The following is a 21,156-nucleotide window of genomic DNA, read 5'->3' as shown; positions in this document are numbered from 1 at the left end:
GAGCAATAGATCAGGCATGGTAACTCCTGCCCTCGAAAACGGGGCCAAGATCAAAAGTTAAGCGCTTTTTGGGAAGTGAGTTTACAACCCCACCCGCACCTGCGGTGCGACCTCCCCCATCGAAGGGGGAGGTGTTAAGGTCGGCGCCCGGGCCACCCTCCCCTTGATGGAGAGGGTCGAACCGCAGGTTCGGGGTGGGGTGACAAATCATCTGTTCTTTGACGACCGCGAAAATCGTGTCGAGAACGCTTTCAAGTTCAGTCCGGATCTCGTGGGTCCAGAAGCGCAAGACGCGATATCCCTCACCTTCCAGCCATGCCGTGCGGCGAACATCGTGCCTGCGCTGGTCTGCCAGACCATGCTGAAATCCGTCTACCTCAATGATCAGTTTCAGCCGGTGCGAAACGAAATCCGCGCAGTACGGCCCGATGGGGACCTGCCGGCGGAAATGCGAACCCTCCAACGGAATACGCCAGAGTTGGCGCCAAAGCTTGCGCTCCTCGTCCGTCATATCGCTGCGCAGCTTGCGCGCCGAAGCGATCTTGAAGGAAGAAATCTTCTTCATTTTTGGTACGAAGCTCCACCGGCTTCCGTGAGCAAAAATGCCTCGCCGCACTGCCGGGCGAGATTGCGTACCCTCAGAATATAGCTCTGCCGCTCGGTGACCGAGATGACGCCGCGCGCATCGAGAAGGTTAAAGGCATGGGAGGCCTTGATGCACTGGTCATAGGCCGGCAGCACCATCTTATGGATGGCGGAATTGTCGCTTTCCTTGGGAGCGCCCGCCTTGAGCAGAGCCTCGCATTCGACCTCGGCTTCCTCGAAGTGGCGAAGCAGCACGGCCGTGTTGGCATGTTCGAAATTATAGCGCGAATATTCCTGCTCGGCCTGCAGGAATACATCGCCGTAGGTGACTTTCTCGTCGCCTTCAAGTCCGTTGAAGTTGAGATCATAGACATTGTCGACGCCTTGCACGTACATGGCGAGACGCTCGAGACCATAGGTCAATTCACCGGATACGGGCGAACATTCAATACCGCAAACCTGCTGGAAATATGTAAACTGCGAGACCTCCATCCCGTCGCACCAGCATTCCCAGCCGAGGCCCCAGGCCCCGAGCGTCGGGCTTTCCCAGTCGTCTTCGACGAACCGGATATCGTGCAGGAGCGGATCAAGGCCGATGGCGCGCAAGGAACCGAGGTAGAGTTCCTGAAGGTTCGCCGGCGATGGCTTCATAATCACCTGATACTGGTAATAATGCTGCAGTCGATTGGGGTTCTCGCCGTAGCGTCCATCCTTGGGGCGGCGCGATGGCTGCACATAGGCGGCTTTCCACGGCTTCGGTCCGAGCGAGCGGAGGGTCGTCGCCGGGTGGAACGTGCCCGCTCCCACTTCCATGTCATATGGCTGCAGGATCACGCAGCCGTGCTCTGCCCAGTAATTGTGAAGCGTCAGAATGAGACCCTGGAACGAGCGGGCCGGCTGCAAGTGATCGGGCAAGGAGGAAGACACCGGGCGACCTTTTGGCAAGAAGGATTGGAGTGCACGTCCTAAGGCGTGCACTCCTACCGGTCAAGCAAAACGACGTGATCAGCCCTTCTTGTCGGGTGCCGGCGCAGGCGCAGGCTCGACGGGCGGCTTTGGCGTCTCGGTGCCATTTTTGGCGACACCCGGATCCTTTTCATCGGGCAATCCGCTTTTGAGCTTCTCCTCGATCTTCGCCAGATCTTCAGGCTCGGGCTTGGAATCGCGCGCATGGGCCCACTGGAACGTTGCTTCGAGCTTGCGGCCGGCGCGCCAATAGGCATCGCCCAGATGGTCGTTGATCGTCGCATCTTCGGCCCGCAGCTTCACCGCCTGTTCGAGCTGTGCAACCGCCTCGTCATAGCGACCGAGGCGATAGTATGCCCAGCCGAGCGAGTCGACGATATAGCCGTCCTGGGGACGCGCTGCGACGGCCTTCTTGATCAGGTCGAGGCCCTGCTCGAGCTTCATGTTCATGTCGATCCAGGAATAGCCCAGATAGTTCAGCACTTGCGGCTGGTCCGGATAAAGATCGAGCGCCTTAAGAAAATTGGGCTCTGCCTTGTCCCATTCCTTCAGTCGCTCATAGGCGATGCCGCGCTGGTAATAGATTGACCAGTCTTCCCGCTTGGGGTTTGCCAGCGCCGCCACGGCCTTGTCATAGGTCTCGGCGGCCTGCCGGAAATTCTTGTCCTGCGAATAGATGCTGCCGATCGCAAGATAGGTACGCATGTCCTGGGGATCGCTCCCGAGCAGGCTGTTCAACTCGGCAATCGCCTCGTCATTGCGCTTGAGGATCGCCAGATTGATCGCGAGTTGCATCTTCGCGTCGCGGCTATAGGGCGAATCGGCGGGAATGCGGCCGAAATAGTCGATGGCCTTTTCAGGCTGGTCGAGCTTGGCGCTGATATCGCCGAGCTGGAACAGAGTGGCGTCGTTGTCCGGACGCAGCGGCAGCGACATCTGCAGATAAAGCTTGGAGAAGGCTTCGGCGCCATTGCGATCGATCGCCGTCGCAATCGTATAAAGCACTTCGGCAGCGCCCTGCTGCGGCGTCTGGATCAGCGGCTTCACCGTCTTGGCATCGGCAATTTCCTTGCCGAATTCGGTCAGCACCATACGTCCCGACAGCATTTCCGAAGCTTGCTGAATCAGAGCCACCGCGCCGTCGCGATCGCCATTCCTGAATTTGAACGAGGCAAACGCCTCAACCAGGCGCTCATAGGTATCGGGCGCCGCAGCGACACTGACTTTGTCGTCAATCGCGTCCTGGTAAAACTTGGCAGCCTTGTCCTTTTGCCCGGCCATGTCGGCGATCAGCGCCGAATTATATGTCTTGAACAGGTTGAAGCCTTCGGGACCCTCAAGCTTGGCGATCATCGAAAGCGCCTCGTTGGGCTTGCCCGCACCGGCCTTTGCCCAGGCCGAGATCAGCCCGGTGATCATCCGGTCGAGGTCCGACTGCAGCGACAGCATCATCAGGGTATTGACCTTCTGATACTGCTTGCGATTCATCGCATCGATGCCGAGCGCGAGGCGGGAGAAGCGTTCGATCTCCGGCACGGCCTTCAACTCTTCGGCGATCGGCAGGGCCTGCTTGAACTGGCCATCGGTCAAAAGCACAAGGAGCAGGCTCTGGCGCAGCTCGGTGTTCTTCGGATCGAAGGTCAGCGCCTGCCGGTAGAAGTTGATCGCGCTCCCGAAATCATTGTCGCGCTCGGCGCTACGTGCCGAGAGGAACGCGCCTGAAAGCGTGCCTGCGTTCAAAGGTGGCGGGGCCTTGCTGGTGGCTGCCTCCGCAGCAGCTGCACCCACGGTCAAGACGGCGAGTGTTGCCCCCATAACGGAGCCGAGCAATTTACTACGCCGCATAACAGAAAACCTCATTATCTTTCCAGTTTGCATGTTTGGCCGAATCCAGTGAGCCAACCATGGCCTTTTTACGGTTTTCTCTCAACATTCATTGAAAGATTAGAACAGCCGCGATGGCCCCGCAGCGGCTTTGCTTGATCAATTTCGTGTCAATTGACCCTGCTGATGCAGAAATCGATGACTTCGAGGAGCGCATCCTTTTCCGGCGAGCGGTCGAGGGGGGCCAGCGCATCGCGGGCAATGCCGCCAAAATGGCGCGCACGTTGGATTGTATCATTGAGCGCGCCATACCGCGTCATCAATCCTTTGGCTTTCTCGAGGCCCTTGTCGTCATTGGCGCCGTTTTCAAGCGCTTCCTTCCAGAACTGGCGCTCTTCCGAGGTTCCGCGCCGGTAGGTCAGCACGACCGGCAGCGTGATCTTGCCTTCACGGAAATCGTCGCCCGTGTTCTTGCCGAGATCCTTGGCGTTGCCGCCATAGTCGAGCGCATCGTCGACAAGCTGGAAGGCAAGGCCGAGATTGAGACCATAGGAGCGCAACGCCTGGCGATCCGTACGCGAGGCGGCAGCAATGATCGGGCCGACTTCGGCGGCGGCGGAGAACAGCGCGGCGGTCTTCGCCTTGATCACGGCAAGGTACTCATCTTCCGTCGTTTCGAGATTTTTCGCGGCCGCAAGCTGCATTACTTCGCCCTCGGCGATGATGGAAGCGGAGGTTGCAAGGACATCGAGCGCGTCAAGCGAGCCGACATCCACCATCATCTTGAATGCCTGTCCAAGCAGGAAATCGCCGACGAGAACACTCGCCTGATTGCCCCAGATCATGCGGGCCGTGCTCTTGCCACGCCGCAGGTCGCTTTCATCGACGACATCGTCGTGGAGCAAGGTCGCGGTGTGCATGAACTCGACACTGGTCGCGAGCTTTACGTGCCCATCGCCCTGATAGCCGAACATGCGCGCCGCAGCGAGCGTAATCATCGGGCGCAAACGCTTGCCGCCGGACGAGATCAGATGGTTCGCCACTTCCGGGATCATCTCGACGTCCGAACCAGCCTTGGAAAGGATGAGTTCGTTGACGCGGCCCATGTCCGCCTTGGTCAAATCGACCAATGGCTGCACTGATCCCGTCGTATTCTTCTTCTCGTCAAGACTGACAACAACGCCCAAAACGAAACTCCTGCGGTTCTGGCCTGATGCGGCGACACCTTATTTTGACAGGATATATCCCGCAAGCGGCGAATTGGCGCGCAGAAATAGCAAGGGATACAAATTCGTGATAAGCGCTGGCCTGAACCCTGTGCTCCAACGCGGTATGGCCATGATCGAAATAATGCGCACCAACGACCCCGTCGTGATTTCCTTCGTGGAGTCGCTCCTCAAAGAGGCGGGGATCGCCCATTTCATTGCCGATTCGAACATGAGCATCATGGAAGGCTCGCTTGGCGTCCTCGCGCGCCGGATCATGGTCGATGGCGAACGCGAGATGGAAGCCCGGCAGCTTTTGAAAGATGCTGGAGTAGAACAGGAGCTCCGCAGCTGAACCATGCTCGCCCGGGACGTTCCCCACACGATTGACGCGTTCCACCGCGGCCGGTTCCATTTGCTTCAGCCTGCCGCCAAGGGCCACCGTTCGGGCGTCGATGCCATGATACTTGCAGCCACCGTGCCCAGCGGCTTTTCCGGCCGCGTTGCCGATCTCGGGGCAGGAGCCGGCGCCGCCGGCCTTGCCGTCCTGTCGCGCTGCCCCGACGCCAGTGCCGTCCTGGTGGAGCGTTCCGACTACATGGCCGCCTTCGCACGCAATTCGCTTGATCTGCCGCAAAACGCGCAGCTTTCGGGGCGCGCCAAGGTTATCCAGGCGGACGTCACCCTTGCCGGGAAAGCGCGAATCTCGGCAGGACTCGGCGACAATGAATTCGACTTCGCCATCATGAACCCGCCCTTCAACCTGCCGACGGATCGCTCGACGCCGGACCCGGTGAAGGCGGAGGCGCACGTCATGACGCCCGGCATGATGGAGCAATGGATCAGAACGGCGGCCGCCATTGTCAAGCCGGGCGGCGGCATCGGGATTATTGCCCGCCCGACCTCGATTGCCGATCTTCTCGAGGCTCTCAAAGGCAGGTTCGGCGGATTGATGATCGTGCCGGTTCAACCTCGCCCGCAGGAAGCTGCTATCCGAATCGTGATCAGGGGAACGCGCGGCAGCCGCGCCGGCCTGACTTTAGAGCCAGCCTTGATCATGCATCACGCAAGCGGCAACGGCTTCACCGAACGGGCGGACGCGATCAATAACGGTCTCGCCGCGCTTTTTTAGATCGCGGCATTGCGAATTGTCGCGCACCGCCTACATGCTCCGAAAGCATTGTTTACAAAGGAGACACGCTTGGTCAGATTCGTGCGGAAACTATTGCCACGCCGCTGGCGGCCCGACCACGTCGAAATACCGGTTGTCCGCCTGCATGGCACAATCATGACGGGTGGCGGCCCATTCCGGCAGAATCTCTCACTTGCGACCGCGGCCTCCGTTCTCGAAAAGGCATTTGGCGACAAGGATACGCCGGCCGTTGCAATTTCTGTGAACTCACCGGGCGGATCGCCCGTGCAATCGCGCCTGATCTTCCGGCGCATTCGCGACCTCGCCGCGGAGAAGAACAAGAAAGTCTATATGTTCGTCGAGGATGTTGCCGCATCCGGTGGCTACATGATCGCCATCGCCGGCGACGAGATCATCGCCGACCCTTCATCCATCGTCGGTTCGATTGGCGTCGTCTCCGCGAGTTTCGGTTTCACCGATCTTATCAAGAAAATCGGTGTCGAACGACGCGTCTATACGGCAGGCAAGAACAAGGCGACGCTCGATCCATTCAGGCCCGAGAACAAGGAAGATGTCGAACATCTGAAATCCTTGCAGCTCGAGATCCACGAGACTTTCATCAACCTCGTCAAGGAACGGCGCGGCGAAAAGCTGACCGATAATCCCGACCTTTTCACCGGCCAGTTCTGGACGGGAATGCGCGGGCTTGAACTCGGCCTCGTTGATGGGCTCGGCGATATGCGCTCCTATCTTCGCGGGCAATATGGCCCGAAAACGCGGCTCAGGGTGATCGCGCAGCCGCGTGGTCTCTTCGGGCGCAAGCTGCCTTCTGCCGAGACCAGAATGGGTGAGCTCGGCGCCAATATTGCCGGCGGTATCATCAGCGCTGCCGAAGAGCGTGCGCTCTGGTCGCGATTCGGTCTCTGATGGACGCGGAGACTGTTTTTCATCCCCTCCACAGCGTGCTAGAATGAAGTCGATAGGATTGCTTTTCGAGGTTTGCGCTTGATGCCCCAATTGATCTTTTTCGCTCTTGTCGGCGTCGCTGCCGTTTACGGCTACCGCTCGTTCAAGAAGGAAGCGCAGCGCGTTTCGCGGCGCGTGCGCGAAGCGGAGAAGGAAGTACAAAACCACGCGCAAGGAACCCTTGTGCAGGATCCTGAGACCGGCGAATATCGACTGCGCAAAGATTGATCGCAATGCTCGACAGCCTTGATCGAACGATCACTGTGACGGCTCCGGCCAAGATCAATCTCGCGCTGCACGTGACCGGCCGGCGCAGCGATGGCTATCACCTTCTCGACAGTCTCGTCGTCTTTGCCGGCTTCGGCGACAGGATAAGCGTCAAGCGTGCGGCGCTTGATGACTTTGCCATGTCAGGTCCTTACAGTCATGCCCTGCCCGATGATGCGTCCAATCTCGTTCTCAAGGCGCGCGATGCGCTGCGCGTGGCCTTCCCAGATCGGGCAACACCTGTTGCCATCCATCTTGAAAAACATCTTCCAGTCGCATCGGGCATAGGCGGCGGTTCGACCGATGCCGCAGCAGCCCTTACCGCCCTTTCCAGCCTGTGGGCCCTCGATGTCGGCATCGACGCTTTAGCGGCAATCGGTCTGCCGCTTGGCGCCGATATTCCTATGTGCCTCTACGGCCAGCCCCTGATTGCGCGCGGGGTTGGAGAAGAGATCAAACCGATGGCGACATTTCCGCGACTGCAGCTTGTGCTTGCCAATTGCGGCGCTTCGATCTCGACACCGCAGGTGTTTGCCGCCCTAGACAAGCGCGACAACCCGCCCTTGCCGGCGCTGAGCGCGATGCAGTCGCTCGATGACGTCTGCGACTATCTCAAGGCAACGCACAATCACCTGTTCCAGGCGACGCGAGCGCTGACCCCCGGGATCGACGCTACGATCGCTGCACTCGAACGGACATCGCCGCGGCTGGTGCGCATGTCCGGTTCTGGCGCAACCTGCTTTGGCATTTACGACAGCGACAGCGACGCCGAAGAGGCGGCGGCGAAACTCCGTCGCGATCATCCTGACTGGTTTGTCGTTGCAACGCACAGTGCCATGGAGAGAATCTGAGCATGGCGCGCACCGACGAAACAAGGCCCTTCGTTCCGGTGAAGATCGCCGTGCTAACGGTGTCAGACACGCGCAAGCTCGAAGACGACAAGTCCGGGAGCACATTGGCTGAGCGCCTCCTAGCGGCCGGCCACACGCTGGCGGAACGCGCCATCGTGACCGACGACGTCAACAAAATCCGGGACAAGGTGCTGTCCTGGTCAATGGATCCGGATATCGACGTCATCATCACCACCGGCGGCACCGGCTTTACCGGCCGCGACGTGACGCCCGAAGCGCTCGAACCCATCTTTGAAAAGCGCATGGACGGATTTTCCGAAGTCTTTCATCGCATTTCCTACGACAAGATTGGCACCTCGACGGTCCAGTCGCGTGCGACCGGCGGCGTCGTCAACGCCACCTTCGTCTTCGTGCTGCCAGGTTCGCCCGGCGCCTGCAAGGACGCGTGGGACGGTATCCTGCAGCATCAGCTCGATTACCGGCATATGCCGTGCAACTTCGTCGAGATCATGCCGAGGCTCGACGAGCACCTGAAGCGCACCGGAAAAGCTTGAAAGCTTCCTGCTTGGATAGGAGTTCTAGCCCTTCAACGGGGCGGGAATAATTTCTGCGCGCAGCCGCTTCATTGCCAGGCCTCGCGCAATGTCTACTGATTTCTTGCCCGGGTTGAACAGCGCCATCGACTGGCGCTTGGATATAAGCAATCCGTCTGCGAGCGGATTTCCCGGCTTGAACACCCGGCTGAGGAACGGCCTGCGATGCGCATGAGAACGGGTGAAGCAGGCCGGCCCCTGCATGCGCTCCACATGCATGGCAACCGGCTCGATCCAGCCGTCGAGCAGGCGCGCGCCCGGCTCCAGAAAAAGAAACCACTCGCTTCGCGCCCGGCGAAAACCATCAAGCAGCGTCTGGTCCTGCAAGAAGATGCAACCTGCCTGGTCTGCGACCCGGTGCGTCTGATCGACGGATCCCTCATCGACCACGACGACGTCGCTGAGCAAACCCTCGACAGCGCCACCCACCAGCCCGGCAAGCGTTCTTGCCAGAGGTTCATCCGAATTTTGGGTTTCAATCAGAACGGAGATCATTTCGAACGCTCTATCGCATAATCGGCCGAATATCCATCTGTCCTTTCGGCGCACAGATGGGTGGGACACGGGCAATATTGTTCTTGCTTTGTTCTAGGTTTTTGCTAGGAATAGATTCATGTTGCGGCTGTGATGAGCGAATCGAGATTCGCTTCGGTCCAAGGAGAACGCCAATGAACATTGTGGTGCAAGCGGACAAAGCCGCCTTCGGGCAAGGCCGTACACAACACGCCAATGCCGTGATCGACGAAGCGGGCCTGCGCATCGATTCGGAACGCCGCCGTGGCCGCGGCGCGGGCATGAATCCGTCCGGACGCTTCGAATCGGAGAGCCGCCACGTCTATGACGATGGCTGGGAGACGATCGAGGATCTGCCGCCCTTCAAGACCGAGGTTCAGATCGAGAAGCCGCGCGTCATCATCACGCGCAACGAATCGCCCGACATCAGCTTCGACCGTTCGATCAATCCCTATCGTGGCTGCGAGCATGGCTGCATTTATTGTTTTGCGCGGCCTACCCACAGCTATATGGGACTTTCGGCCGGGCTCGATTTCGAATCGAAGCTTTTTGCCAAACCTGATGCAGCGAAGATGCTCGACAAGGAACTTTCGAAGCCGGGCTACACGGCGAAGACGATCGCCATCGGTACGAATACCGACCCCTACCAGCCGATCGAGAAGAAGTGGCGCATCATGCGCGACATACTCCAGGTGCTCGAGGCACACCAGCATCCGGTGGGCATCGTGACGAAATCGGCGCTGGTTATGCGTGACCAGGACATCCTTGCACGCATGGCGGAAAAGGGACTCGCCAAGGTTTGCCTTTCGGTTACGACGCTGGACGGCAAGCTGGCGCGAACCATGGAGCCCCGGGCCTCGACGCCGACGCGCCGCCTCCAGGCACTGCGCAGCCTCGCCGACGCCGGCGTTCCCGTCGGTGTCATGGTTGCGCCGGTCATCCCCGGTCTTAACGACCATGAGATCGAGCGCGTCCTTGATAGCGCGAGGGCAGTGGGTGCGCTCGAGGCGGGTTATGTCCTGCTCAGGCTGCCGCTCGAAGTCAGCCCGATCTTCAAGGAATGGCTGCTGCGCAACTATCCGGATCGCTACCGCCACGTGCTGTCGCTGGTACGGTCCATGCGCGACGGAAAGGACTACGATGCTGAATGGGGCAAGCGCATGCGCGGCGACGGGCCCTATGCCTGGCAGATCGGCCGCCGCTTCGAGATCGCGGCCAAGCGGCTGGGGATGAATCTTGCCAAACGGCGCTTGCGCACCGATCTTTTTTCCCCAACTCCGGGGAGCGAGCAACTTTCCTTGTTTTAACAAGGGTTTCCGTCAGGCTGCGCCCCCATCCCGGCCTGATGTGACCTTGGGTAGCCTACCCCATCGCTACCTGAGGACTTGCAGAGAATCAGAACGAATGCGAGTTTCGTCGCAACATGGCTCGATCGCGTTCTGATTCTCTGCTTCTTCCCCTGGAGCCGGTCAAACCGGACTTTACCAGCGAGCGTAAGCTCATGCGCAGCGGCGTCGAATATATCGTCGGCATCGATGAGGCCGGGCGCGGTCCGCTGGCCGGCCCGGTGGTCGCCGCCGCGGTGATCCTCAACCCGAAGAAAATTCCCGATGGGCTCGACGATTCAAAGCGCCTGACAGCGCAGCGACGCGAGGAACTTTTCGATATCATTACAGCCACGGCGCTCTCCTGCGCGGTGGCCAGCGTTTCGGCGCCGGCAATCGACGCCACAGATATTCTGAAAGCCGCGCTCGAGGCGATGCGCAGGGCGGTTTGCGGGCTCGCCATTCAGCCCGGCCATGCACTGATCGACGGACGCGACGTGGCGCCCGGCTTGCCCTGCCCTGCAACGGCACTGATCCGGGGCGACCAGCGATCGGTGTCGATCGCTGCAGCATCGATCCTTGCCAAGGTGACGCGCGACCGCATGATGACCCAGACGGGCAAGTACCTGCCGCTGTACGGGCTCGAATCGCATGTCGGCTATGCCACCGAATATCATCGCAATGCCATGGAAGCCCATGGCCCGGTGGTCGGACTGCACCGCTTCAGTTTCTCGCCGCTCAAGGATCGGCAGGTCTAGAGCGCTGCCTGTTTGGATAGCGCCGCTACCAGACCGGATTGCTTGGCACATCGGAGCGCACCATCTACCGCTCTCCTACACCTATAGCGGCAAACAAAAAAGCCGCCCGGAGGCGGCTTCTCGACAGGCACTCAGCCAAACTTAGTTGAGGCGTGACTTTACCTCGGACAGCGAAGACTTGAAGAGGTCAGCCGACGTTTTTGTATCGACCTTGTCAGCGAGAACCCGGCTCGCCGCTGCAACTGCAACATCGACAGCGGTGGCGCGAACCTCGTTGACCGCTTCGACCTGGGCCTGGGCAATCTTCTGTTCGGCCAGCTTGTGGCGGCGCGCGATATACTCTTCGCTCTTCTTCTTGGCTTCCTCAAGCAGGCCATGGGCTTCGCGCTGGGCGATGGCCACGATCTCGCCAGCTTCCTTTTCGGCGTCCTTGCGCTTGCGCTGAAATTCAGCGAGCAGCGACTGGGCTTCTTCACGCAGGCGGCGTGCTTCCTCAAGCTCGTCACGGATACGATCGGCGCGGCTGTCGAGCGACTTGCCCACGACACCCGGTACCTTGAGGTAGACGATCAGCGCGAGGAAGATGATCAGGCCTACGAGGGCGTAAAATGTTGCGTCCAATTCCATTTTCGTTCTCCTCAGCCCCGGACGGCTTTGACAGCGGCAGAGACGCTTGCCTTGTCGACATTGCCACCGATGATCTTGTTGACGATCTCGGTCGCCGTGTCCTCGGCAATGGTTCCGACTTCCTTCATTGCCTTGTCCTTGATGGCGGCAATGCTGGCTTCGGCTTCGCTGAGCTTCTGTTCGAGTTCGGCGGTAATCTTCGCCATTTCCGAATCGGACTTGGCCTTGGCTTCGTCCTGCGCGGTCTGGGCGATGGAGCCTGCCTTCTTCTTGGCGTCGGCAAGTTCCTGCTCATAGGCGGCGAGAGCTTCGTCCGAATCCTGCTTCATGCGGGCAGCCTGATCGAGATCGGTCGCGATACGATCGCGGCGCGTCTCGATGATACCGCCGAGGCGAGGCAGGATCACCCGAGAGAGGAAGAGGTAAAACGCCGCGAATGTCAGTGCGAGCCACAGAACCTGGGAGGCGAAGTGGGTCGTATCAAAGGGCGGGAAGACAGCCTTCTCATGCGCCACACCGGTTTCGGTATGGGTTTCGGTTGCATGAGCGTCAGGTGCCGCTGGAGCCGCCGTCCCGGCAGCGCCATGCGTATCGGTCTGAGCGACGATTGTTTCCTTTGTGGATGCGGCATGCGCCGAAGACACAAACATATGTTGTCCCCTTGGGTTCGGGCGTTTCCCAAATCAGCAAACTGGTTTGCTGCATAAGATTACTGGCCGCGCGCAGCGCAGCCAGTAATAGTGGCTGTCGTGAATTAAACAGCGAAGAGAAGCAGAAGAGCGATGAGCAGCGAGAAGATGCCCAGAGCTTCGGTAACGGCGAAGCCGAATACCAGGCGGCCGAACTGGCCGTCAGCTGCCGACGGGTTGCGCAGTGCACCGGACAGATAGCTGCCGAAGATATTGCCGAGGCCAAGGGCCGTGCCGGCCATACCAAAACAGGCGAGACCTGCACCGATGTACTTTGCTGCTACCGGATCCATATTAAACTCCTTTGGATAGAATTCTCATTGATAGATTTGCATTTGGCGGAGACCGCCGGTGAAGTTTTCTCAGTGACCGCCAGGATGTACTGCGTCGTTCAGGTACATGCAGGTGAGCACGGTGAAGACGTAGGCCTGAAGGAAAGCCACCAGGAATTCGAGACCCGTCAGGGCGACCGTCATGGCGAGCGGCAGGATCGAGCCGCCAATGCCGAGAGCGCCGAGCGCGCTCATCGAGGCAACGAAGCCGGCAAAAACCTTCAGCGTGATGTGGCCAGCAAGCATGTTGGCGAAAAGACGAACTGAAAGGCTGATCGGACGGGAGAGGAACGAAATGATTTCAATCGGCACCACGAGCAGAAGCAGAAGCTTGGGAACGCCGGATGGCACGAAGACGCCGAGGAACTTGAAGCCATGCTTGGCGAAACCATAGGCCAGCACGGTACCGATGACGAGGATTGCGAGGCAGAAGGTGACGATGATCTGGCTCGTGACCGTGAAGAAGTACGGAAACATGCCGAGCATGTTGGCAACGAGCACGAACATGAAAAGCGAGAAAACGAAGGGGAAGAACTTCATTCCGGCGCTGCCAGCCGAATCGCGCAGGGTCGAGGCCACGAACTCGTAGGCCATCTCGGAAACCGACTGGAGGCGGGTCGGGATCAGTCCCCGGTTGGACGAAGTGAAATAGAGAAATGCCGAAGCGACAGCAACCGTCGCGACCATGAAGGCCGACGAGTTGGTGAAGGAGAGATCGACTCCACCCACATCAATGGGAATCCACTTGTTGATATGGAATTGATGAATCGGATCGTTTGACACTCTAACCTCGTCTGTAATGTCTCTACTTGCGGGTCCAGTCTTGCGACCTTGGCCGAAGCCTATTCCGGTTTCTTGGTGTCCGAACCCTTGCCGAGCTCCGCACCTTGGTTCTCCGCCACACGTCCCGTCGAGCGCAGGATGTTCAGCGTTCCAGCACAAAAACCAAGGAGGAGCAGCACGATCAGCCCCCAAGGTGAAGTACCCAAAAATCGGTCAGCTAACCAGCCCAACCCCGCACCAGCCAGAACGCCGGCGATGAACTCGCTCGACAATTTCACGGCCTGCGCGACACCGGAGGCGGTTTCCGTCCCCTTGTCTTGCGAACTGGGCTTGAGACCTACACCCCTGGCAGCCAATTTTGCCGCCAGAGAGCGACTGCGACTCTCCAGTTCATCCGAAGTCAGTCTGCGTCCAGCACCCGGCGTGTCACCGACAGGACCTGACGTATCGGGTTCTTTCCCGTTGGCCAATGGCATGTCCTTTACACGCTGAATGCGAGGCTTCACCCCCGCTTCGAAGTCGCGCGCAACATATTGTCCCGATCCGCGCTAGTCAAGGCGCTGGAAGGAGACTCTCAAGGGTAATTTTCGCCGTAAAATTCAATATGTTAGGCAAATATGACTTTATGTCTCACCTCTTTGGCGAAAATTCGGGTTCGAATCCTCGCCGATCGCCGCCCGTTGAGCATCCGTTCTGCCGTGCACCAACCAGACACACGCCCCGCAACAGCTATTCGCAACCCTGCGTTTCTTGCGGGCAACAGCGAACTTTCCGATAAATGCGGCACCGACAGTTTGAGGGGAAGCAGGTGCGCCGAGCCAACCGGCGTATCGAGGAGGATGGGCCGCTTCGACCATGGCAAAGGCCTTGCCCTCGAACTTGGAGGTGAAGCATGTGGTTCAAGCCACTTAGCATCACCCTGATTATGAAAAGAACCCGGACTGGCTGGACAATGTCGATCCGGGTTCAATTCAACTAATCAGGAACGGGGGGCGGGCGAAAGCTCGTCCCCACTCCAAGAGCAATATAGCAGATCTCGCATCAATTCCAAGACGACGAAAGTCGGATCAAATCCAGCCGCCGCCAAATGTGCGGTAGAAGATGTGCGCGCCGATCTTGTCGACACGCTTCATCGTTCGCGCCCAGTTGGGGCGAACATAGACTGCATGGTAATGGGTGGCGGACCCAACTTCAGGCAGGAAAATCTGTCCGGATGTCACGGCCTGCGCCACCTGCTGCGCTACTTTCCATTCCCTCGGCTCCGTGACGTGGAGCTTGCGGCCCTCGCAGGCGAACGAGAACTGGCAGCGATTGATCCAGTCATCGTTCTGGTAGACGACGCCGCAAATCGTCTTTGGATAGGCCGGGTTGCGCACGCGGTTGAGAATGACCTGCGCCACAGCCGCCTGTCCCTTGATACTCTCGCTACGCGCCTCAAAATAAATGCCTGTCGCCAGGCATTTTTGTTCTTCCTTGGTGAAAACGACGGGAGGCAAAGGCGTTGCCAGCCAATAATGGTCGCCGGCACCGAGCTGCGGGACAAAGCGTCCCGGCGATTTCGGCTCGTTCAGGATCGAATCGAATGGCGAGGTCTTCGAATAATCCGGCGTCGCCGGCGCGTAGCCCAGCGCCAGAACATCAGGCTTGTCATTATTGACGAGGCTCGCCAGCATTGGCGGCATGTCGGAAGCCGGCTTTTCCGCAGCCCGGTTGTGAAATGCGAGCGCGATCTGAAATTCCTTGCCGGCGATATTCGGCTTGGTGAATGCCATTGCGACTTCAATATCCTTGGACGGGCGAACCAGCATGCTCTGGCGCTGAAGGATCGAGCCGGCGTTGAAGGCTTTCGGCGGCGCCTTCTTGCTGATCGAAACGATTCGCCCCTGCTTTTCGGCGCGGTTGATCCGCTCCTCGTCCGGAGTGGCGCCACGCGACTTCTGCGTACCCTTGATGGCGATCGGACCGATGCCAGGCGCATCGACACCGCTTGCAGGAATCGAACCCGTGATCGCCTTTTCATCGACGAACGACATGTTGGCCTTCTGGATGGAACCTGCCGGCGATTTTTCGAGATAGGAACTCCAGCGCCCCTGCCCCGATTCGGATCCGGAAAGGAGGCTCGTCATATCCTGGTATGCGGTCACGGTCGGGGAAAAGAGATAAAGCGCCGCGCCAATGAGCAAAGGCGCCGTATAGCTCTTGCCGGTCTGGTTGGTTCGCAGGGAACGCAATGCCCGCACATACTCAGAGAAACGCACGCCGATAACCCCACTCAAACCGAACAGTTCGAGCTAAAAAATGAAGCATTAACCTTGATGGAGAGTTAACGGCGCAGGCAGAAGTTTAGCGAACGAGCCCACGCCGGATATTATCCGCGATGCTCAGCGCTTCTTCCTGGCGCGGCCCGCGAACGGATTGTCGGATGCGCGCAACACGACGCGTATCGGAACACCCGGCATGTCGAATGTCTCGCGCAGGCCGTTCGACAGATAGCGCACATAGGATGTCGGAAAGGCTTCCGGACGCGAACACGAGATGACGAAGCCCGGCGGGCGCGTCTTGACCTGTGTGATGTACTTGATCTTGAGGCGGCGTCCCGCAACAGCGGGCGGCGGATGATGCGTCGTCACGCCTTCGAGCCAACGATTGAGACGGCCAGTGGAAATGCGCCGGTTCCAGATTTCGTCGGTGGTGGCGACGGCCGCCATCAGCTTGTCGATGCCCTGGTTGCGTTCGCCCGAAATCGGCACCGCGCGAATACCGCGGATCTGCGGCAGCAGGCGTTCTGTCTTCTCGCGGAGATCGGCGAGCACCATCTGGCGGTTCTCTACGAGGTCCCACTTGTTGAAGGCGATGACCGGGGCGCGACCTTCGCGAATGATAAGGTCAGCGATCTGCAGATCCTGCTTTTCGAAGGGGATTGTTGCATCGAGAACGATGATAACCACTTCGGCGAAGCGAATCGCACGCAGCGCGTCACCGACCGAGAGCTTTTCGAGCTTCCCCTGGACGCGGGACTTGCGGCGCAGGCCAGCCGTATCAAAAAGCTTGATCTTGCGGCCCTTCCATTCCCAATCGACCGAGATGGAGTCGCGGGTAATGCCGGCCTCAGGTCCCGTCAGCAGACGGTCTTCGCCAAGCATCGTATTGACCAGCGTGGATTTGCCGGCATTCGGACGGCCGACAATCGCAATGCGCAAGGGCTTCGACGAATCGTAGTCGGGAACGTCCTCGGCATCCGGATCGTCAATATCGTCGCCGATGAGATCCGCCGATGGCCCAGGCGCCGCAGGAATGCTGACAGCGACCGAATCATCTGCGTCTTTTTCGGCGTGTTCGTCCGGGAAGACGCGCTCCTCGCCCATCGCCTCGATAATTGCGTCGCGCAGATCGGGAAAGCCTTGGCCGTGTTCGGCCGATATCGGGCAAGGCTCGCCAAGGCCGAGTTGCCAGGAATCGTACATTCCGGCCTCTGCGCCACGCGCTTCCGCCTTGTTGGCAACGAGAACCACGGGCTTGCCGGAACGGCGCACGAGATCGGCGAAGGTAACGTCGGTGGGCGTGACGCCCGCCTTGGCATCCACCAGGAACAGAATGAGATCAGCTTCGCCGATGGCGGCTTCGGTCTGCGCGCGCATGCGGCCTTCGAGCGATTCGCTCGGCATTTCCTCAAGGCCGGCCGTGTCGATCACATCGAAATTCAGATCGTACAGCTTGGCCGAATGAATGCGCCGGTCGCGGGTCACGCCCGGCAAATCGTCGACGAGTGCCAGTTTGCGACCGACAAGGCGGTTGAAAAGCGTGGACTTGCCGACGTTCGGGCGCCCTACGATGGCAAGGGTGAAACTCATCCGTTCGGTTTCCTGTCTCAGCCGGCTGTTGCAGCAGGCGCCGCACCGGTGCTGCGCAACATATCCAGCATGGTATCGGCGAACTGGCGAACATTGGCGGGAGCCGACTTGTCGTCGGCGATCTGTTGGAACAGCTTGGCGGAATCGGCGCCGCGTCCAGCCTTCCAGGCCGCAAGACCCAGCGCCTCGCGCGCCGAATGACGCATCGGGCTTGAATCTGAAGACAGCGTCTCGACGCGGCTTGCCACGTCCTCATAGGATCCAGTGTCCACGAGAATGAAGGCAGCGCGCAGCTTGGCAAGATCGCGAATGGCCTGCGGGATCGAATTATCGGCGGAGACCTTGTCGAAGGCGGCGACCGCGCCGGCGTTGTCGCCCTTCTGGGCGAGGACGCCCGCGGCGCGCATGCGTGCGAGCACCGGATAGGCGCCATAGCCATCCTTCTCGAGGTCATCGAGCGTCTTCAGGGCGTCGTCGTTCTTGCCGTCCCGAACAAGGTTGAGCGCAGCCAGGAACTTGTCGCCCGATTGCGAAGCCTGCCTCTCGGTCCAGTATTCGTAGAAGGAGAAGGCCGCGGTGCCGACGACGATTGCCACCACGCCGCCGATGAGCAGCGAGCCGTAGCGTTTCCAGAAAGCCTTCACCTTGTCGGAACGCAGTTCCTCATTCACTTCACGGAAAAAGCCGTCGTCAGTCATAGTGCCTCTTGGTTCAGCTTGCGCCAAAGTACAATTGTTAAAAACGCGGTGCAGCAGAGCCGCCCGCGCATGGAGTTCAGGCGCTTTTAGTCGGAAAACTCAAAGGATGTAAGTGGCAAACGAAAATTAGGTCATCTCCGCCGGTTACATCGGCTGAACGCCGATCAACAAAGCGTGCAATTTCCACACGAACAGGCCGTAGAGCACGACGCCAATGATGACCGCGATGATGTCATTGGACACCGGGCCTGCCACAATGTTGGGGGAGCTAATGAGACCGGCGCGCTCCTGCCGCTTGATCGCAATCCGATCGGCCACCGCCCAGGCGAGGAACGACAGGAACAGGATCAGCGAGGCCAGATCGCCATTGGCCAGAAGATGCGCCAATGCCCATGTCTTGATGGCGATAAGCATCGGGTGCTTGAGCGCGGGTTTCATCCTGCCGGGCTTCGCGATGAAGACGCCGAGGAAGATCGCGGCAAACAGCATCAGGAGACCGGCGATATGCTTCATGAAGACCGGTGGTTCATAAAGGATCGGGGCATCTGGACGGGCAAGGCCGTATCCCCAGACGAGGAGGAAGAAGCCGGCAAGCGAGAGTACCGAGTAAAGGCCCTTCCACTTGTTCTCACCCCACTGCTCGATCTTGGCGAGCCGCCATTGCGGCGCAACGATGCGGACCGAATGAACGCCGAGAAAAACAATGATCCCAAGAATCAGTACCAGCATGGCCGCCCTCCCCGAAAGATGCCTGAGATTATAGCGGCATTGGAATAGTTCCAAGCTGATCGCTTGCGGTGGATCGCCGCGTCCGATCATCGCCACAATTGCCCTGTAGCGACGTTATTTCCCTTTCCGGAGCCGCGTTACCCCATCATGCGTTCGACCATCCTCGCCGCTGCATCCACGACCCTGTTGTTTTCGATGCCGGCTTTGGCCGATGGCGGCGTGGCGGCGCGCGATACGCCGGGGGCAAAGCCACAATATGTGCTCGTCTCGTTTGACAATTCCGGCAGCAACGAGCTTTGGGATCGCAGCCGCGCACTCGCGCAGCGCAGCAATGCGAAGTTCACCTATTTTCTTTCCTGCGTCTTCCTGATCGATCAGTCCGACCGGAAGTCCTACCAGGCTCCCGGCCAGGCGCCGGGGCGTTCGAACATCGGCTTCGCCACATCGAAACAGGATATCGCAAAGCGCCTCGACAATATCTGGCGGGCACGCAACGAAGGCAATGAAATCGCGAGCCATGCCTGCGGCCACTTCGACGGCAAGAACTGGACAAAGGCGGACTGGCAGCGGGAACTTGTCACCTACAAGCAGGTGCTGACCGGCGCCTGGGCGAAATATGGAAGCGATGCGGAGCCCGAAGGCTGGAAGCACTTTGTCGCCGACGAGATACGCGGATTCCGCGCGCCCTATCTTTCCGAGGGTCCCGCGCTGATATCGGCGCTCCGCGATCAGGGCTATGCCTTCGACGGCAGCGGCGTTTCGCGGGGGCCGGCCTTGCCGGTGCATTCGGGCGGCATCTATCAGTTCGGGCTGCCGACGATCAGCGAAGGCCCGCATAATCGCCCTGTGATCGCCATGGACTATAATCTCTATGTCCGCCATTCGGGCGCGGTGGAGCGCCCCGACCAGTTGAACGTGTTCGAGGGCCGCGCCTATGACGCCTTCAAGGGCGCTTTCGACCGGCAGTATCAAGGCCAGCGCATCCCGTTCCAGATCGGGCTGCACTTCACACTGATGAATGGCGATGCCTATTGGCGGGCGCTGGAGCGCTTTACCGAAGAGGTCTGCACCAAAGCCGATGTGCGGTGCACGACGTACAGCCAATATTTGAAGGAAACGGGCGGTGTTGCCATGCCCGTCGCCCGTGCGGAAGTCTCACAACCCGCGGCAAAGGGCGGCATCTGAGCCGCCCCTTACTTCGTCAGTCTCAAGCGTCTTCGGTCTGCGTGCGCAGGTAGTGCTCGTCGATCGACGGCAGTGGCTCGTCATAGATCACCGCCTCGAAGGCGCGCAGGCGCTTGTAGATCGATATAAGCTCGACGATGGTCGTCCACGAATTGACGAGGTACTGGAACGACGACGTTACCTGCGAGAAGGCGCCGCTGATCTGGTTCATCGTGCCGAGCGTGATCTTGCCGGCGACGATCGAAGGGATCAGCACGATCAGCGAGAAGATATTGTCGGTCTGCAGGTAGAGATAGCGGGCGACGTTAAAGTACATATAGTGGAAATAGAGCCGGAAATAATTGCGGCGGACATTGGCGAAAAGCTCCCTCACCACGGGCGGCTGCGCACGGTCGTCGTGATCCTCGCCATAGACGAGCTCCTTGCGGTAGGCGGCTTCGACACGCTGGTTGCGGAACTGCAGTCCCGGCAATTTGACGCCGACGCCGGCGAGCACCACCGTTCCGAAGATCGACCAGAAAACGGCGGCAAAGACCAGTGGATGCGGTACTTCACCGACGATCGGCAGTTCGGTGATATTCGCTGAAAGCGCGATCAGCACCGGGACGAAGGCAATCAAGGTCATGAAGGAATCGATGAGCCTGACGCCGAGTCCCTCCATGGTCTCGGCAAAACGCATCGTGTCTTCCTGCACACGCTGCGAGGCGCCTTCGATATGGCGAAGCTGGCTCCAGTGCGACATGTAGAATTCGTTCATGGCAGTGCGCCAGCGGAAGATGTAGTGGCTGACGAAGAAGGCGAGAAGCACGCTGACGGTGACCCCGACGAGGGCGACGCCGAGGAACTGGCTGACGCCCTCATAGAATTGTTCGTAGGTAACCGGCGCAGACTTCGACACTGCCGTCTGAATGAGATTGTAGAACGGTCCGTACCAGTTGTTGACGGCGACGCTGACCTGCACCTGGAAATAGGTGACGAACAGGATGAAGGCCGAGCCAAGCACCGACCAGCGCTGCCAGCGGTGCGGGGAAAACCAGGCCCAGAATGCGGCGAAGATAACGACGACGATGGCAAAATAGATATAGAACCAGATGAATGGCGTCGACCAGAAGCTGGCAATGCCGATGATCGGAGGCGCATCGGGCGCCGCAGGCGGCAGGCCGAACCGGGCACCAAGCTGTTCGCCTATGGCAAACCAGAAAAGGACGGCGAGGAGCGACCAGAGCACTGCCGAAATGAAGAAGAGCTTCGGCCTTGGGAAGAATGAAACGAACACA

24 protein-coding genes are annotated in these 21,156 nt (G+C 59.4%); 9 read left to right on the top strand and 15 right to left on the bottom strand.

Annotated elements, in window-relative coordinates:
- Nucleotides 1-10 precede the first annotated feature (10 nt).
- From AC1DNI_RS06010 to AC1DNI_RS05995, 4 genes are all read right to left on the bottom strand, one after another.
- Nucleotides 11-565 carry an endonuclease domain-containing protein gene (locus tag AC1DNI_RS06010; RefSeq protein ID WP_477691168.1) on the bottom strand — a complete coding sequence of 185 codons (555 nt, stop codon included), beginning with the start codon at nucleotides 563-565 and terminating at the stop codon, nucleotides 11-13.
- Nucleotides 562-1,512 carry a glycine--tRNA ligase subunit alpha gene (locus AC1DNI_RS06005; protein ID WP_370462130.1) on the bottom strand — a complete coding sequence of 317 codons (951 nt, stop codon included), beginning with the start codon at nucleotides 1,510-1,512 and terminating at the stop codon, nucleotides 562-564. Before AC1DNI_RS06005 ends, AC1DNI_RS06010 begins: the two co-directional genes overlap by 4 nt.
- A gap of 78 nt (nucleotides 1,513-1,590) precedes the next feature.
- Nucleotides 1,591-3,396, bottom strand: a complete 1,806-nt coding sequence (locus tag AC1DNI_RS06000; protein ID WP_477691167.1) for a tetratricopeptide repeat protein — start codon at nucleotides 3,394-3,396, stop codon at nucleotides 1,591-1,593.
- A 149-nt stretch (nucleotides 3,397-3,545) separates the two neighbouring features.
- On the bottom strand, nucleotides 3,546-4,562 hold the full coding sequence (locus AC1DNI_RS05995) for a polyprenyl synthetase family protein (RefSeq protein ID WP_153667996.1): 1,017 nt from the start codon (nucleotides 4,560-4,562) through the stop codon (nucleotides 3,546-3,548).
- A gap of 151 nt (nucleotides 4,563-4,713) precedes the next feature.
- Between AC1DNI_RS05995 and AC1DNI_RS05990 the strand changes: the two genes are divergently transcribed.
- From AC1DNI_RS05990 to moaB, 6 genes are all read left to right on the top strand, one after another.
- Nucleotides 4,714-4,935, top strand: coding sequence for a putative signal transducing protein (locus tag AC1DNI_RS05990; RefSeq protein WP_027230107.1), 222 nt, complete (start codon nucleotides 4,714-4,716; stop codon nucleotides 4,933-4,935).
- A gap of 3 nt (nucleotides 4,936-4,938) precedes the next feature.
- A complete protein-coding gene (locus AC1DNI_RS05985) occupies nucleotides 4,939-5,712 on the top strand; it encodes a tRNA1(Val) (adenine(37)-N6)-methyltransferase (RefSeq protein WP_477691166.1) in 774 nt (257 codons plus the stop codon).
- 69 nt (nucleotides 5,713-5,781) lie between these two features.
- Nucleotides 5,782-6,639, top strand: coding sequence for a S49 family peptidase (locus tag AC1DNI_RS05980; protein WP_477691165.1), 858 nt, complete (start codon nucleotides 5,782-5,784; stop codon nucleotides 6,637-6,639).
- Nucleotides 6,640-6,720: 81 nt separating this feature from the next.
- Nucleotides 6,721-6,906 (top strand): hypothetical protein, encoded by a 186-nt coding sequence (locus AC1DNI_RS05975; protein ID WP_027230110.1) that lies wholly within the window; start codon nucleotides 6,721-6,723, stop codon nucleotides 6,904-6,906.
- Between the two features lie 5 nt (nucleotides 6,907-6,911).
- Nucleotides 6,912-7,796, top strand: a complete 885-nt coding sequence (locus AC1DNI_RS05970; RefSeq protein WP_477691164.1) for a 4-(cytidine 5'-diphospho)-2-C-methyl-D-erythritol kinase — start codon at nucleotides 6,912-6,914, stop codon at nucleotides 7,794-7,796.
- Between the two features lie 2 nt (nucleotides 7,797-7,798).
- Nucleotides 7,799-8,350 (top strand): molybdenum cofactor biosynthesis protein B, encoded by a 552-nt coding sequence (moaB, locus tag AC1DNI_RS05965; RefSeq protein WP_477691163.1) that lies wholly within the window; start codon nucleotides 7,799-7,801, stop codon nucleotides 8,348-8,350.
- 24 nt (nucleotides 8,351-8,374) lie between these two features.
- On the opposite strand, the gene AC1DNI_RS05960 is transcribed toward moaB, so the two are convergent.
- Nucleotides 8,375-8,884 carry a glycosyltransferase gene (locus AC1DNI_RS05960; RefSeq protein WP_091919475.1) on the bottom strand — a complete coding sequence of 170 codons (510 nt, stop codon included), beginning with the start codon at nucleotides 8,882-8,884 and terminating at the stop codon, nucleotides 8,375-8,377.
- A 173-nt stretch (nucleotides 8,885-9,057) separates the two neighbouring features.
- Here AC1DNI_RS05960 and AC1DNI_RS05955 point away from each other — a divergent pair, with 173 nt between their 5' ends.
- Nucleotides 9,058-10,209, top strand: a complete 1,152-nt coding sequence (locus tag AC1DNI_RS05955; protein WP_477691162.1) for a PA0069 family radical SAM protein — start codon at nucleotides 9,058-9,060, stop codon at nucleotides 10,207-10,209.
- A gap of 116 nt (nucleotides 10,210-10,325) precedes the next feature.
- Nucleotides 10,326-10,985, top strand: a complete 660-nt coding sequence (locus AC1DNI_RS05950; RefSeq protein ID WP_036813274.1) for a ribonuclease HII — start codon at nucleotides 10,326-10,328, stop codon at nucleotides 10,983-10,985.
- A 141-nt stretch (nucleotides 10,986-11,126) separates the two neighbouring features.
- Here AC1DNI_RS05950 and AC1DNI_RS05945 read toward each other — a convergent pair whose 3' ends face one another.
- From AC1DNI_RS05945 to AC1DNI_RS05905, 9 genes are all read right to left on the bottom strand, one after another.
- Nucleotides 11,127-11,606, bottom strand: coding sequence for a F0F1 ATP synthase subunit B (locus tag AC1DNI_RS05945; protein ID WP_162737267.1), 480 nt, complete (start codon nucleotides 11,604-11,606; stop codon nucleotides 11,127-11,129).
- A 17-nt stretch (nucleotides 11,607-11,623) separates the two neighbouring features.
- The gene (locus AC1DNI_RS05940; protein ID WP_477691161.1) at nucleotides 11,624-12,262 is read right to left on the bottom strand and encodes a F0F1 ATP synthase subunit B; all 639 of its coding nucleotides are present in this window, start codon (nucleotides 12,260-12,262) and stop codon (nucleotides 11,624-11,626) included.
- A gap of 104 nt (nucleotides 12,263-12,366) precedes the next feature.
- Nucleotides 12,367-12,594 (bottom strand): F0F1 ATP synthase subunit C, encoded by a 228-nt coding sequence (locus tag AC1DNI_RS05935; protein WP_008125314.1) that lies wholly within the window; start codon nucleotides 12,592-12,594, stop codon nucleotides 12,367-12,369.
- Between the two features lie 69 nt (nucleotides 12,595-12,663).
- Entirely contained in the window at nucleotides 12,664-13,416 is a 753-nt protein-coding gene (locus tag AC1DNI_RS05930) for a F0F1 ATP synthase subunit A (protein ID WP_027230118.1), read from the bottom strand.
- 59 nt (nucleotides 13,417-13,475) lie between these two features.
- Nucleotides 13,476-13,886 carry an AtpZ/AtpI family protein gene (locus tag AC1DNI_RS05925; RefSeq protein ID WP_370645585.1) on the bottom strand — a complete coding sequence of 137 codons (411 nt, stop codon included), beginning with the start codon at nucleotides 13,884-13,886 and terminating at the stop codon, nucleotides 13,476-13,478.
- A 597-nt stretch (nucleotides 13,887-14,483) separates the two neighbouring features.
- Nucleotides 14,484-15,647, bottom strand: a complete 1,164-nt coding sequence (locus AC1DNI_RS05920) for a cell wall hydrolase (protein ID WP_228019534.1) — start codon at nucleotides 15,645-15,647, stop codon at nucleotides 14,484-14,486.
- A gap of 150 nt (nucleotides 15,648-15,797) precedes the next feature.
- A complete protein-coding gene (gene der, locus AC1DNI_RS05915; protein WP_091919485.1) occupies nucleotides 15,798-17,267 on the bottom strand; it encodes a ribosome biogenesis GTPase Der in 1,470 nt (489 codons plus the stop codon).
- A 17-nt stretch (nucleotides 17,268-17,284) separates the two neighbouring features.
- Nucleotides 17,285-17,965 (bottom strand): tetratricopeptide repeat protein, encoded by a 681-nt coding sequence (locus AC1DNI_RS05910; protein WP_477691160.1) that lies wholly within the window; start codon nucleotides 17,963-17,965, stop codon nucleotides 17,285-17,287.
- 144 nt (nucleotides 17,966-18,109) lie between these two features.
- On the bottom strand, nucleotides 18,110-18,694 hold the full coding sequence (locus AC1DNI_RS05905) for an NnrU family protein (protein WP_477691159.1): 585 nt from the start codon (nucleotides 18,692-18,694) through the stop codon (nucleotides 18,110-18,112).
- A gap of 147 nt (nucleotides 18,695-18,841) precedes the next feature.
- Between AC1DNI_RS05905 and AC1DNI_RS05900 the strand changes: the two genes are divergently transcribed.
- Nucleotides 18,842-19,879 carry a polysaccharide deacetylase family protein gene (locus tag AC1DNI_RS05900; protein ID WP_477691158.1) on the top strand — a complete coding sequence of 346 codons (1,038 nt, stop codon included), beginning with the start codon at nucleotides 18,842-18,844 and terminating at the stop codon, nucleotides 19,877-19,879.
- Nucleotides 19,880-19,901: 22 nt separating this feature from the next.
- Here the strand turns inward: AC1DNI_RS05900 and sbmA are convergent, their stop codons facing one another.
- Entirely contained in the window at nucleotides 19,902-21,155 is a 1,254-nt protein-coding gene (gene sbmA / locus AC1DNI_RS05895) for a peptide antibiotic transporter SbmA (protein WP_091950274.1), read from the bottom strand.
- Nucleotide 21,156 lies beyond the last annotated feature (1 nt).

Source organism: Phyllobacterium sp. 01N428, assembly GCF_056399405.1.
Note: the sequence above shows the minus strand (reverse complement) of the source record. Positions and strands in the feature narration are given on the sequence as shown.